General features: G+C 50.3%; 9 protein-coding genes, 1 tRNA gene and 1 other RNA gene. 5 read left to right on the forward strand and 6 right to left on the reverse strand.

Features of this window, described 5'->3' with window-relative positions; all coding sequences use genetic code 11:
- Positions 1-51: 51 nt before the first annotated feature.
- The 5 genes from PKX57_RS00215 to PKX57_RS00235 form a co-directional block, all read right to left on the reverse strand.
- On the reverse strand, positions 52-1,203 hold the full coding sequence (locus PKX57_RS00215) for a phophatidylserine decarboxylase associated domain-containing protein (protein WP_470745150.1): 1,152 nt from the start codon (positions 1,201-1,203) through the stop codon (positions 52-54).
- Between the two features lie 546 nt (positions 1,204-1,749).
- Positions 1,750-2,100, reverse strand: a transfer-messenger RNA (tmRNA) gene (gene ssrA / locus PKX57_RS00220).
- 14 nt (positions 2,101-2,114) lie between these two features.
- Complete coding sequence (locus PKX57_RS00225; protein ID WP_472415743.1) at positions 2,115-3,848, reverse strand: sigma-54 interaction domain-containing protein; 1,734 nt, start codon at positions 3,846-3,848, stop codon at positions 2,115-2,117.
- Entirely contained in the window at positions 3,805-4,644 is an 840-nt protein-coding gene (gene rsmA, locus PKX57_RS00230) for a 16S rRNA (adenine(1518)-N(6)/adenine(1519)-N(6))-dimethyltransferase RsmA (protein WP_213920956.1), read from the reverse strand. The genes PKX57_RS00225 and rsmA overlap by 44 nt, the downstream gene beginning before the upstream one ends.
- 83 nt (positions 4,645-4,727) lie before the next feature.
- A tRNA-Ser gene (locus PKX57_RS00235) sits at positions 4,728-4,818 on the reverse strand.
- Positions 4,819-4,917: 99 nt separating this feature from the next.
- On the opposite strand from PKX57_RS00235, the gene PKX57_RS00240 reads away from it, so the two are divergent.
- Both PKX57_RS00240 and uvrA read left to right on the forward strand, forming a co-directional pair.
- On the forward strand, positions 4,918-6,234 hold the full coding sequence (locus PKX57_RS00240; protein WP_213920955.1) for a phosphoglucosamine mutase: 1,317 nt from the start codon (positions 4,918-4,920) through the stop codon (positions 6,232-6,234).
- Positions 6,227-9,058 (forward strand): excinuclease ABC subunit UvrA, encoded by a 2,832-nt coding sequence (uvrA, locus tag PKX57_RS00245; RefSeq protein WP_214049951.1) that lies wholly within the window; start codon positions 6,227-6,229, stop codon positions 9,056-9,058. Before PKX57_RS00240 ends, uvrA begins: the two co-directional genes overlap by 8 nt.
- Before the next feature lie 14 nt (positions 9,059-9,072).
- Here the strand turns inward: uvrA and PKX57_RS00250 are convergent, their stop codons facing one another.
- Positions 9,073-10,380 (reverse strand): patatin-like phospholipase family protein, encoded by a 1,308-nt coding sequence (locus PKX57_RS00250; protein ID WP_214048686.1) that lies wholly within the window; start codon positions 10,378-10,380, stop codon positions 9,073-9,075.
- A 296-nt stretch (positions 10,381-10,676) separates the two neighbouring features.
- Here PKX57_RS00250 and PKX57_RS00255 point away from each other — a divergent pair, with 296 nt between their 5' ends.
- The 3 genes from PKX57_RS00255 to PKX57_RS00265 are packed head-to-tail and all read left to right on the forward strand — an operon-like array spanning position 10,677 to position 13,654.
- Entirely contained in the window at positions 10,677-11,555 is an 879-nt protein-coding gene (locus PKX57_RS00255; RefSeq protein WP_213920952.1) for an ABC transporter permease subunit, read from the forward strand.
- Positions 11,552-12,382: an ABC transporter permease subunit gene (locus PKX57_RS00260; protein WP_213920951.1), complete on the forward strand. Its 831-nt coding sequence runs from the start codon at positions 11,552-11,554 to the stop codon at positions 12,380-12,382. The genes PKX57_RS00255 and PKX57_RS00260 overlap by 4 nt, the downstream gene beginning before the upstream one ends.
- Positions 12,383-12,409: 27 nt before the next feature.
- Positions 12,410-13,654, forward strand: coding sequence for an extracellular solute-binding protein (locus tag PKX57_RS00265; protein WP_213920950.1), 1,245 nt, complete (start codon positions 12,410-12,412; stop codon positions 13,652-13,654).
- Positions 13,655-13,659: the final 5 nt, after the last annotated feature.

The raw sequence follows: 13,659 nt of genomic DNA on the forward strand, positions 1-13,659 counted from the left end.
TTAATTTTTCGATATGCAACAAAAAACGGAGTCTGTCAAGACTTTCGTTGATTACTCTCCTTGAATCGTCGCGATCTTTGATCGAACCGGAATGTTCACCGAGTCCGGTCCCGGCGTTTGACCGCGCAAGTCAAATTCGAGATTCACTTCCGGCCTGAAAATGAGCACATGCGTCGATCCGCCGAAGTGAAACATACCCAGCTGGTCGCCCTTTTTCACGTGCTGGCCTTCGTAGACTGTGATTTCATTAGAAGAGACTTCTGCCATACCGACAAATACGACGCACATCAGCCCGATATCGGGATTATCGGCCTCGATGAAAATTAAAGCTCTGGAAGCCACCTGCGTGATGTACGCCTGAGATTCATTGGGACTTGCGGGGTCCAAGCCCGCCGACAGGGCCGAAGCGTAGTACGAACCATCGATCAGGCGAGTCTTGACGATCCGCCCGCTGACCGGACTGTGCCACCGGTGATAGCTCAAAGCGCTCAGAAAGGCCTGATAGACTGTTCCGCCTTCAAAGAGCGGCACCGTAGGATCTCCAGCCAGCATGTGGGAGAGCGAATAGGGTTGTTCTTTGATCCAGAAGCGATCGTGGATTTGAACGTTGGTCGCGATCCTGTAAGGAGCCGATTCACAGGCGTTGGTGATCACCGCGTTATCATCGGGGTATTCGACAGGGCGCTTGCCTTCTCGGAATTGACGGGTAAAAAAGTCGTCCCAGGAAGCGAAGCCGTAATGGGGAAGGTTCGGATCACACTGGAAATCTTCTACAAAGTTGGGCATGGCTTCCATAGCGTCCCGTCCAAACCATCCCTTCTCGGGATCCCCGCTCAGCACATATCTAGAATCGGTAGAGCCAAGAAACACGGCCCATTGATTGAGTATTTTCTTCAACTGCCGGTTTACTTTCTCGTTCAAAAAAGCGGTGGTTCCTGCTGGAGTGCCCATTGCCCAATTGATCACCGCGTTGATGGGAAATCCAACCAAATCGGTTTTATTGAATTCCGGGGCTTGAGTCAGAACTTCGTTCATTACTTGCAGCATTTGCCTGTAATCTTTTATCTGGAAATTTCCCGCGGGGTCCATTTCAAATTCCGGTGACGAAGGAATCTCTTCGAACATCTGGGTAAAGAGCATGAAAAGGACCGGATCCTCTTCAATTATCTCTTGAAACTCTTGAATCACCGGATGAAAATTCATTACAGAAAAAGCCGGCGATGCAAGAATCAGAACCACGCAAACTATCGTTGCCCACCGTTTCAGATCTCTCATCATCAGGACACTCCTCCTCTTTGGATACCAGCGATTCTTCCGATGATACTACCGATTGCATTTTTCTATAAAAGACTTATGTTCTTCAGTGCTGAATGTTTCCATCAAAAAATGACTTTCAGGCAACCGCCTCATCTATTATAGAACTCTGTCCTTGCAGGAAGGCCAAATTCACGAGAAAACTCGTTGGGTGGTGAGAAGATCTATTATCTGGCGAGACTATATCAGCGAATAACAGATCGCTCTAAGTCCTGCCAATTCCTTTTTGCGAGCTTTTTATACACTTTCAACTGGTATGAAGTGACCTTAGCCTGACGTTCTTATGACCTAACGCTTTTTCTATCTGTATTTGACACTTCCTGAATCAGGATCAACTTGAAAAAACCCCCACACTTTATACAGTGTGGGGGCAAGCAAAAAATTCCATACCCATTTCAAAGCAGCGCTTTGGCTAAATGACGCGTGTAATTACGATGGTGGAGGCGGCGAGAGTCGAACTCGCGTCCGAAACCAAGTTCCCTGCAGGGTCTCCGAGCGCAGCCAGTGATCATCGTCAACGGCCAAGACTACACTGGCAGAGTCCGACCATCCGAGCTCCTGAATGTCCCCGAACCTTCGGAGCTAAGGCACAGGTTAGGTTCGATTTTCTGACGCTCATCTCGGCCCATCGAACCACAAAGCCGATAGAGCGGCTACTTACTAATTATTAAGCAGCAAGAGCAAATTCATTGTTGGCATTTCTATTTGTCCGGTTTTTTAACGCGGCTCCGGAACCTCGACTCGCTCCTGCAGGTGCGTTGACCCCGTCGAAACCGTTTCGCCCCCAACTTTTTATTATATCATCGGGAGCCCGTGTTGTCACGTATTACGTGTCTTTCAAGCTTATAGTATAGACTCCTGATGCTTATTCCCAGTTCTCTCGCGGTTGCCGTTTTATTCCAGTCGTTTTTGTCGAGCGCGGCGACGATGATACATCTTTCGTAGTCGTTCATCATTTTCTCGAGATCGCCCTCCGGCAAGGGATCGCGTTTTTCCGGGATAGTTGAGAGTCCCTGAAGGTGCGACGCTTTGATTATGTGCTCGTCCGGCTCCATGTTGATGATAGCCCTGCCTATGACGTTTTCCAGTTCCCTGACGTTTCCGGGCCAGTTGTGCTTTTGAAGTGCATCCAGGGCTGCCGGTTCGATTTTTTCGACCATTCTGCCGTACTCCTGGTTTAGGCGCATGACTATCGTGTGTACTATCTCGGGTATGTCTTCGGAATGATTTTTGAGTGCCGGGATCACTATCGGCACCACGTTAAGCCGGTAGTATAGATCGGGGAGGAACCTCCCCTCTTCCACCAGTTTGTCTAACTCCAAGTTAGTCGCTGCAATTATCCGAACGTCCAGTTTCATCGATTTGTTCCCGCCTACTGGCTTAATTTCGTGGTCCTGAAGGAACCTTAAAAACTTCGACTGCACCGGGAGGTTCATCTTTCCGACTTCGTCGAGGAAGACTGTTCCGCCGTTCGCTTCTTGCAGCAGCCCTTTCTTGCCACCGCGTCTGGCACCGGTGAAGGCACCCTCGACGTAGCCGAACAATTCGGACTCGAGAAGTGTTTCGGGAAGGGCGGCACAGTTGACGCTGATGAAACTCGCATCGCGCCTGTCGCTGGAGTTGTGTATGGCATGGGCAAAGAGCTCCTTTCCGGTTCCACTCTGCCCGTTCAACAGGACGGTGGCGCGTGTTCTGGAAACCTTGTGGGCCTGTTCTTTCGCAATTTTCATGAGCGGCGAGGAGCCGGCGATATCATCGAAGGTGTACCTGGCCTTCACGTATCGCAGTAGCCGCCTTGCATCTTCGAGTTCCCTGGCGAGACGTTCAATTTCGGAGATATCGTGGATAACGCCCACGCTGCCTTTGAACTTCCCTCTGACAAGAAGTGGCGTCACGTTCACTATAACGTCCTTTTTCCCCGGTCCGACTTTGAGCTTAGCGTTGAAGATAGGTTCTCTTATCCTCGCCACTTCCATGTGCAGCGACGAACCTTCGGCAATGTCGATGGTAGCCATCTTTCCTATAACGTATTCGGCACTCATGCCAGTAATTCTCGTGTAAGCCTTGTTGACCAGCACTATTTTGCCCTTTTCATCGGCAACGGATATGGCGTCATAGGTGGCGTCGATTATACCGGTCAACAGAGCCTCCATCTCTTTGTGATTGATGACCTCCTCGGCCATCTTCTCCACGCTCGTCATGTCGCGAAAGACAGCCATGGCAGCATAGACCTTTCCGCTCTCATCCAGAAGAGGGAAGCGGGACGTTACGATGGTTTTATCTCTCAGATACTGAATCCTGTTGATTTCGGGAACACCGCTCTGGAGAACAATATGTAATCTAGTATTGGGTATGGTGTCGACTATGAGGAAGTTTTCCGCCCGGTCCCTGGTGAGTCCGACTATCTTCAAAGCCTCTTCATTAATGAAAATGATTTTACCGGAGGCGTCGATGACTATTATGCCTTCTATCAGAAAGTTGAGTATTTTGTCAAAGAGATCCCGGTTCACGATAGCCCCTGTTTTTCGGCCCACGCTCAGCTTCTCTTTGAAGGGTGTAAAGCCTATAAAGCTCTGTAAATTGGCCTACCGAAAGTTCCTCGGCCCTGACTGAGGGATCTATTCCACAGGAGAGAAGGAGCTCTCCGGGCGAACTCACTAAGCACTTGAGGTTGTTGGTCAGTTTCTTCCTCCTTTGAGAGAAACACCGTCTCACAAAAGCCCTGTACCCGTCTCTATCGGGCAGCTCTTCAGGCCTCTCGAGGAGGCGAAGCTCTATAGCCATCGAATCTACCTCGGGGCGGGGTATGAACTCGCTTTTCGAAACCTGGAAAAGCTCTCTTACCGTGGCGAAAGTGTTCACGTTGACTGTGAGAACCCCGTATTCTTTGGTTCCGACCGACGCCGTCAGTCTTGTTGCATACTCCTTCTGCACCATGAGCAGCGCTTTAGAAAAGCGCGGACCTTCGAACATTATCCTTTCGATTATCGGTGAGGTTATGTAGTAAGGAATGTTCGCAACGTAAGCCACATACTCGGAAATTGAGCCGAGATCGGCCTTTAAAAAATCCTCGTATATGAGTTTGCAACCAGGACCCTCAAGCCCACGGTTGACTTCGGCGAACCTCCTGTCAAGTTCAAAACCTACAACGCTGAAGCCGCGTTCCAGAAGGACTCTGGTCAGTATTCCCGAACCCACGCCTATCTCTACGACAACAGAACCCACCGGCAGGTCAATATATTCAGCCATTTTTCTGGCGATCCTGTCGGTTTTCAGAAAATTCTGTCCCAGAGCCGTATTGAGTCTTATATTCACGCTATTTCTGACCAAAAGACTTCCTCCAGTCCGGTTCAATCTATCTCGAAAAGTATACCCAGAAGGAAAAACCCGTCATGAAGACGGGCTGCCTTTAATGGCGGAGAGAGTGGGATTTGAACCCACGGACGAGTTTTGCTCGTCATACGCTCTCCAGGCGTACGCCTTCGACCACTCGGCCATCTCTCCAACACAGACAATTATATAGACCGTAGTTGAAGTTGTCAATGCAATTATATGGTAAACTAAAAGATAGGTATAGAAATGTTGATTATCGGGGGCGAAAAAATGAAAAAACTCTTCGGTACAGACGGCATCAGGGGGGTTATAAACGAAGAACTGACTGCCGAACTCGCAATGAAGCTTGGAAACGCTATAGGAAGATACTACCTCGGGAAATACAGAAACTTTATCATAGCCAAAGACACCAGGAGCTCGTGCGATCTTTTAGAGGACGCACTGGCTGCAGGAGCTGCTTCCGCAGGCATGAACGTCGATTTTGCCGGCATTATGCCGACACCTTCATTGGCGTATATTACCAGGAAGCTTGATACGATCGGAGCGGTTATCTCGGCTTCCCACAATCCGGCTGTTTACAATGGTATAAAAGTACTGGCAAGGGGGATGAAAATCTCGGATGAAGACGAGGTCGAGATCGAAAACCTCATAGTGAACAAACCCTTCCACTACACCGTTTATTCCGGTGTTGGCAGGACCAGGGTGGTGACATCTTACCGCGACGAATACATCGATTACGTAATAAAGACCTTCACCGGTCAAAAGTTCCCGCAGGGCGAGCTCGTTCTCGATGGCGCAAACGGGGCAATTGCAACGGTTGTTGAACCCGTTTATCATGCGCTCGACATAAATGCCCGGTTTCTCGGGATGGAGCCCAACGGCATAAATATCAACGACGGATGTGGCTCCCTACATCCCGAGTTTATAGGGGCGGCTCTTGGAGAAATGGAGGTTGGAATCCTCTTCGACGGCGATGCTGACAGATGCCTCTTCGTTCTTCAGGGTTCGCGTGTCGTAGATGGCGATATGCTAATGGCCATCAATTCTAGAAAGATGGTCAGACAGGGTAGGTTGAAAGGAAACCGCGTAGTGGCTACCGTCATGTCTAACCTCGGTTTCGAGAAGTATCTTTCCGGCAGAGGAATCGGCCTGGAGAGAACGAAGGTCGGCGATAAGTACGTTCTGGAGAGAATGCTGCAGACCGGTGGCGTTTTGGGCGGAGAGCAGTCCGGACATATCATATTCCTAGATAGAAGCACGACCGGAGACGGTCTGATAACTTCACTGGAAACGTTGAACACTCTGAGCGAGCTCGGCGAAACGCTCGAGGGTTTTCTAAAAGAGTTCCCGGTGTTTCCCCAGTTGCTCAAGAACGTACCTGTCTCCGATAAAAAAGGCGTCATGGAGTGTGAAAAACTCAAGGCAAGGCTCTACGAACTTGAAAGCTGGAGGGATTTGCGGATAGTCCTGCGTCCATCGGGCACCGAACCCTATGTGAGAGTAATGGTAGAAGGCGTCGATTCACGAGAAGTGGAGGAGACCTGTCAGGAGCTCGTCGAACTCGTTGAGGAGTGTAGCAATGGATAGGTACATATCTGTCAAAGGAGCCAGAGTCCACAATCTAAAAAACGTGAGCGTCGAAATACCCAAGAACTCTCTCACGATCATAACCGGCCTTTCTGGCTCGGGCAAGTCTTCGCTCGCACTGGACACCATTTACGCAGAAGGTCAGAGACGGTATCTGGAATCGCTTTCAACTTACGCCAGACAGTTTCTAGGTGAACTCAAGAGACCCGACGTGGAGAGCATCGAAGGGCTTTCACCCGCGATAGCCATAGAACAGAAGACCGTCAGCCATAACCCAAGATCTACAGTCGGAACGGTGACAGAGATTCACGACCATTTGAGAATCCTTTACGCACGTGTCGGGATCCCACACTGTCCCTCTTGCGGAAGAGCAGTTCAGCGGCAGAGTCTCGACGAGATAGTGGAGGGTATCTTCAAGGAGTTTTCCGAAGGCTCCAGGATCGCCATATACTCGCCGATTTGCAAGGAAAAGAAGGGCGAGTACAAGAAGGAACTGGAGAACCTCAGAAAGAAGGGTTACGTGCGTGTGGAGATCGACGATCATGTCTACGATCTCGAAGAGGACCTGAAGCTCGACAAGAACAAGAGACACACGATAAGCCTTGTGGTCGACAGGTTGAAAGTCGAGAGAGAGAACGCCTCGAGAATCGCCGACAGCGTAGAAATGGCGCTCCACGAAGGAAACGGATTCGTGGAGATCGGTTTGATCGACGCTAAGGAGAGAAAGATCTTCAGCGAGAACTTCGCCTGCCCGGTTTGTGGGATAAGTCTTCCAGAGATAAGTCCCAAGATCTTCTCATTCAACAACCCCTTTGGCGCCTGTCCCAGGTGTCATGGCCTGGGGTACACAATGGAATTCTCCAGGGACCTGGTAGTCAACGAAGACCTGAGCGTACTAAAAGGCTCCTTCAAAGCCATCTCTGGATCTCAGGACAGTTTCACCATGAAGATGTTGATCAGGGTCATCGAATCGCTCGGGGAATCTCCCGATAAGCCTTTCAAAGATTTGCGCGAAGATGTGAAAAACGCCTTACTCTTCGGCACTATCGATGACATAACCATGAAGTACAAATCGGAAAAATTGACCTACGAACTGAAGAGACCCTACGAAGGTGTGATCAACAACCTCCAGAGGCGGTACCAGGAAACCCAGTCGGAAGAGATGCGCTACTGGATGGAAAGCAGCTTCATGGTTCAGCAGACATGCACTCAGTGCAATGGGCAGCGTTTACGCCCCGAGGCGCTGGCCGTGACCCTCAAGGACAGGAATATTGCATCGGTCTCGGACATGACGATCCAGGAGCTTTTCGATTTCGTGCAGGAGATACATCTAACCGAACACCAGTTCGAGATAGTCGGTGAACTCATGGGCGAGATCGAAAAGAGATTGAAGTTCCTGGTCGATGTCGGCCTCGATTATATAACGCTCTCCAGATACGCGATGACACTATCCGGCGGGGAGTCCCAAAGAATAAGGCTGGCCACGCAGATCGGCTCGGGTCTCACAGGAGTGACCTATGTACTGGACGAACCGACCATCGGTCTCCATTCCCGCGACAACGACAGACTGATCAAAACTCTCAAGAACCTGCGCGACTTAGGGAACACGGTTATAGTGGTCGAACACGATGAAGAGGTTATAAGAAGCTCCGATTACATAGTAGATGTGGGGCCGGGAGCGGGTGTTCACGGCGGAGAGATAGTCTACCAGGGTCCCACGCAGAGACTCATCGAAGACCCTCCCGAAAGATCTCTAACAGGAAAGTACTTAAAAGGCGAGTGTTCGGTCCCCAGACTTGAAGTTGCCGGCAACGGCGATCGTGGGTGGTTGACCATCAAAGGGGCATCACGCAACAACCTGAAAAACATTGATGTCGCCTTTCCCCTGGGAAGGTTCGTGACCGTCACAGGGGTCTCTGGTAGCGGTAAGAGTTCGCTGGTAATGGACACGGTTTACCCCTCTCTAAAAAACCGTCTGGGCAACTCCAAAAACCCGGTAAATACCGAAGTCAGCCTCGAAGGCTGGGAAGCGATTGACAACGTAATAGTGATAGATCAGAGCCCCATAGGCAGAACTCCCAGATCCAACCCGGCCACCTATACCGGTCTCTTCGACTTCGTTAGAGACCTCTTCTCCAAAACTCAGGAAGCCAGGGCGAGAGGCTACTCGAAGGGGCGGTTCTCCTTCAACGTTAAGGGCGGAAGGTGCGAAGCCTGCCAGGGGCACGGGATGATAAAGATCGAGATGCAGTTCCTGCCTGACGTTTACGTGGAGTGCGATGTCTGCAAAGGTCGGCGTTACAACAAAGAAACCCTGGAGATAAAGTACAGGGGCAGATCGATCTCGGACGTTCTGAACATGACCGTGGAGGAAGCATCTACGTTTTTCGAAAGGATACCGGTTCTCAACAGGATACTGGAGCTGCTCAACGACGTCGGGCTGGGTTATATAAGGCTGGGCCAGCCGGCGACCACACTTTCCGGGGGAGAGGCACAGAGAATAAAGCTGGCTTCGGAATTGAAGAAAAAATCCACCGGCAGCACCTTCTATATTCTCGACGAGCCCACCACCGGACTTCATTTCGACGATGTGTCCAAACTGGTAAAAGTTCTCAAAAGACTGGTCGAACTGGGAAACACCGTGGTCGTGGTGGAACACAACATGGACGTGATAAAGAACGCCGACTATATAATCGACCTCGGACCGGAGGGAGGGGCCAGAGGCGGAGAGGTCGTGATCTCGGGGACTCCGGAGGAGGTGGCCGAGACGAGGTTCAGCCACACCGGCTATTATCTGAGAAAGCTATTGAACCCCGTCCGGTAATCACGTGGAGATTTTCACTTCGCTCCCAGGAAGTCCAGGCTACTCCGGTAAAGATCGAATCTGGCCGGTCTTTTCACCCTGAATCTGCTCTTTCTATATACTAGCGATAACATCTCCAGCAGGCCGGCCAGGGGTATATCGTTGATAGTGGCCCCACGAACGTTTTCGAAAGAGACCGGGGGCTTTGCGGATATCGCTTCGAAAAAGTCGAACCCCGAATAGAGCTCTAATTCTTCGATTTCCATCAGCTCGAAGGTGTAATCGGCAAGGTCGCAGAGGATGCGTTTGCTTCCGTAGGTCTTGAAGCCGACTTCCAGAAGCGGCAGAAGCTGTCTGAAATAAAAGTACATAGGGCTTTCCGTTTTCTTGCGTTCTATGTTCAGAATACCGAGCGCCCTGGAAAACGTTTCCTCGTCTATAGACCAGAACAGTTTTGCCAGAATATCTTCCGTCTCGTAGATGTACGTGTAACTGCCCTGAACGACACCCAGAGCCGTTAGGGTGTCTAGGTATCCTTCGATTAGATATTTCATCGTTATCTCCCGTTCGAACTGCATGGGGCTGCCGAAGTGTCTTTTCGGCCTTATATACAGAGTTTTGTCTCTGTCGAAGGTTCCGGCTATCACTCTAAGTCTGTCAATAAGGCTCTTGGTGCCTATGTCGATTACTACCATGCTTGTAAAACCCTTTTTTCTGGCCATGTCTATGGGAATATTTATATAAACCCCACCGTCTATGAACTTGCGGCGGTTGAACTCCTCTCTTTTGAAAACGGGGTAATTGGCGCTCGCAAGAATGTAATCGACGAGCATTCCCCTGGGTATCTCGTTTATGTACAGCATCACCGGCCTCATATCGCTTAGAGAATACGTGACCAGCCCAAAATCTATACCCGATTTCCTGACGTACTCTTCGTCGACTCTGGAATGAAGGCACTGCCTCAGGGGAGTTATATCGATTCCCCTGCCGTCCATCAGAAGCTTAATGCCCATGAAGACCTCCCTGATGCCGGCTTTGGCTTTAGCCATTTGAATCACCGACTCCACTTCGGGCGTTATCTCCATCACCGTTGAATAATCCATGTTTTTCCACAGTTCCGTCGCCAACTCGAAGTTATCCATCGCGACCGCCGCGGCGTTTATCGAGCCTACCGAGGTTCCGTAAACACCGGCTATCTTTATACCGTGGTCCTTGAGGGCTTTCCAGCAGCCTATCTGGTAGCCGCCCCTCGCACCGCCGCCGGAGAGTATCAGGGCCGCCTTTCCATCGAAACGAAACTCATCGCTCTCAAGATAATTCTCCTCTATCGGTACTTTTGGCATGCCGGTCACCTCACTTCGAAAAATATTGAAACTCCCTTCATTAAAAGAATGCTTCGCTCTCTCGCTGGGAATAATAACACGAAATAGCGATTAAAAAGCCTATATTTCTCGCAGGTTGATTTCGCGTCGATGAATATGCTAAACTATTTCCAGCGTGACAGAGATGATGAGAAAGTTGCGCCTTTATGGCGTCGGCTTTCTTTTTTTTGATCTAGTTTTTGATCTCGTGCCTGGATTTTGCTGTCATAATCGCTGTAACTTATTTTCGGTACTGTCGGATAAGCGGGGTGATACACTTGCGGCGTCGTTCCAGGGAGGTTATAACTGGCTGGTTAACGGTTACGCCTGCGCTCGTTGTTCAGGTGATTTTTATCTATCTTCCACTCGCCTGGGCTTTCTACGTCTCGTTTCATAGCTGGAACATGATTCGACCGATGAAGTGGGTCGGCCTGGAGAACTACATAAGGATGTTTGAGACTCCGGATTTCTGGGGCTCTCTCTGGACAACGGTTCTTTACGTACTGGGCACAGTTGTTCCTTCTGTTATTTTAGGTCTTCTTATCGCTATGCTGTTGAATATCGAGTGGTTGAAGGGAAAGGGGATCTTCAGAACTCTCTTCTATATTCCCGTCGTAACCTCGATGGCCGCCGCGGCCGTCATATGGGGATGGCTGTATGAGCCGAACTTCGGACTGGTGAATTACTTCCTCTCATGGTTCGGCATAAAAAGTATCAAGTGGTTGAGCGATCCCAATTACGCTCTGCTCGGACTGATAATTGTCGGCGTCTGGAAACGTGTGGGCTACAACATGGTTCTCTTTCTGGCCGGACTCCAGACCATACCCAGGACTTACTACGAAGCCGCCGAGATCGATGGCGCCACCTCCTGGGATAAGTTCAGGAGTATAACTCTTCCGCTTCTTTCTCCGACCACGTTGTTCGTTGTCATCATGCAGTTCATCGCCTCTTTCAGGGTCTTCGTTTCCGTATCGGTCATGACGCGCGGTGGACCGGCCAAGAGCACACAGGTTATAACCTACTACCTGTACGAAAACGCCTTCAGGTATCTCAAGTTCGGTTACGCCTCGGCCATCGCCGTGTTCATGTTCGCCTTGATGGTCGTTCTCACCCTCATTCAATTCGCGATCAGCAAAAAGAGGGTGCATTACTCATGAGAAAAAAACCTCATATCGTATTGAGAACCACAGTGATACTACTCGTATTGTTCGTCGCGATACTGATCAATCTCCCCTTCATATGGATGCTGGTTACTTCTTTCAAAACGGAGGACGCGGCTTTCACGATACCGCCCAGTTTTCTGCCGACGATCTTCGATTTCAGGAACTTCGTCAAAGCCTTTGAACTGATACCACTCAGTCAGTACGTGGTCAACACTCTCTTCGTTGCACTGGCAGTGACTCTACTGCAGCTGGTCTTCAATTCGCTCGCAGCTTACGGACTGGCGAGGATAAGGTTCAAAGGCTCTAGTATAGTCTTCATGGTTTTGATCGGAACGCTCATGGTTCCGCCGGAAGTTACCATGGTCCCTCTCTATGTTATCGTAAAGCAGTTCGGGTGGATAAACCAGTACAAAGCTCTGATAGTTCCGTTTATGAGTTCGGCCTTCGGTATCTTCCTGTTGAGGCAGTTCTTCATGGGAATACCCAGGGAACTCGAAGAGGCGGCCATAATCGACGGCGCCAGCAGGATGAGGATCTTTTTGAAGATCATCATACCTCTGTCGAAACCGGCCCTGTATACGATGTCTCTTTATACCTTCCTCGCACACTGGAATGAATACATGTGGCCGCTCATAGTGATAAACGACGCCAAGAAACAGATGATTCAGGTCGGGATTTCGCAGTTCGTCAGCGGCTGGGAGACTCAGTGGACGATGAGGATGGCTGCTTCGACTACGGCCGTTTTACCGATTATAGTTTTCTTTTTCTTTGTTCAGAGACAGTTCGTCGAAGGAATAAGCATCTCGGGTTTGAAAGAGTAACCCAAATCTTGAAAGGGAGGTTCTTTTATGAGAAAGATTTTGCTAGCCGTTCTGTTCATCGCGGCAGTCGCCCTGGCTTTTGCGGCGCCTGTTAAGGTAACGATGTGGTACGCCCAGACGGGTATCTATTCGCAGACTCTTCTGGATATCGTGGCAGACTTCAATAAGCTCCAAGAGGGCAAGATCGAAGTAGAAGCCGTCTATACCGGAAGCTACCAGGATACGATGCAAAAGTTGCTCGCGGCGCTGGTCGCCGGAGATGTTCCGACCCTCGCTCAGATCGAGCAGGCGAGGATAGGTCAGTTCGTCGATGGTGGAGCCTTCCAGGATCTCAACGAATTCATCAAGAAGGATACGGAATTTGCGGCGATGCTCGACGATTTCTGGCCGAGGTTCATAGCTGCCAACACTTACGAGCAGGGACTATTGGGCTTCCCTCTCAACTGCAGCACCCCGTTGATGTACATCAACAGGGACCTCTTCAAGCAGGCCGGTCTAGATCCTGATAACCCTCCGAAGACCTGGACCGAAGTTTATGCCGCGTCCAAGCAGATCAAGGCACTGGGTCCCGATATTTTCGGTTACAGGTTTGGCATCGACGACTGGCTTCTCGAGGCCTACATATGGCAGTTTGGCGGACAGATCATATCGGAAGACGGCACAAAAATGCTGATCTACTCTCCCGAGACTGTAAACGCCTGGAATTTCTTCCAGAAGGGCGTCAGAGAGGGAATCTTCATATTCGGAACGACCGGCGGAAACGAGCTGGACCTTTCCGGTAGAATAGCGATGGTCGTTCGCTCTACCGGAAGCCTCGGTTACCTCATACAGAACGCCAAGTTCGATCTGGGCGCCACGATAATGCCGATGCAGGAAAAGCTCGTGGTTCCGATCGGCGGTGCAAATGTCTTCATGTTCTCCTCGAGACCGAAAGCCGAGAAAGAAGCTGCCTGGGAATTCCTCAAGTTCCTCACCTCGACCGCGAACACAGCGAAATGGTCGCTCGCGACCGGTTACATGACCAGCAGGATCTCGGCCTTCGAATCGCCCGAAATACAGAAAATCATGACCGACGACCCGAGATTCGCCCTCACATACCAGCAACTGAGAGACAGCGCTGTAAGAAGACCCTGGTATGGTCCTTATCCCGAGGTACACGCCATGATCACGTCGGCCTGGGAATCGGTCATGGCCGATCCCACCAAGGATGTAGACGCAGTTCTCAAACAGCTCCACAAGGATGCACAGAGAGTTCTCGACGATTACTATTGATCTTT

It is taken from the genome of Mesotoga sp. (assembly GCF_035363035.1).
Taxonomy (GTDB): domain Bacteria; phylum Thermotogota; class Thermotogae; order Petrotogales; family Kosmotogaceae; genus Mesotoga.

Excerpts from the sequence above, each read along its gene's own strand:
- PKX57_RS00240 (WP_213920955.1), top strand. The coding sequence starts at position 4,918 with ATGAAAAAACTCTTCGGTACAGACGGCATCAGGGGGGTTATAAACGAA.
- PKX57_RS00265 (WP_213920950.1), top strand. The coding sequence starts at position 12,410 with ATGAGAAAGATTTTGCTAGCCGTTCTGTTCATCGCGGCAGTCGCCCTG.
- PKX57_RS00250 (WP_214048686.1), bottom strand. The coding sequence starts at position 10,380 with ATGCCAAAAGTACCGATAGAGGAGAATTATCTTGAGAGCGATGAGTTT.
- PKX57_RS00260 (WP_213920951.1), top strand. The coding sequence starts at position 11,552 with ATGAGAAAAAAACCTCATATCGTATTGAGAACCACAGTGATACTACTC.
- uvrA (WP_214049951.1), top strand. The coding sequence starts at position 6,227 with ATGGATAGGTACATATCTGTCAAAGGAGCCAGAGTCCACAATCTAAAA.
- PKX57_RS00215 (WP_470745150.1), bottom strand. The coding sequence starts at position 1,203 with ATGAATTTTCATCCGGTGATTCAAGAGTTTCAAGAGATAATTGAAGAG.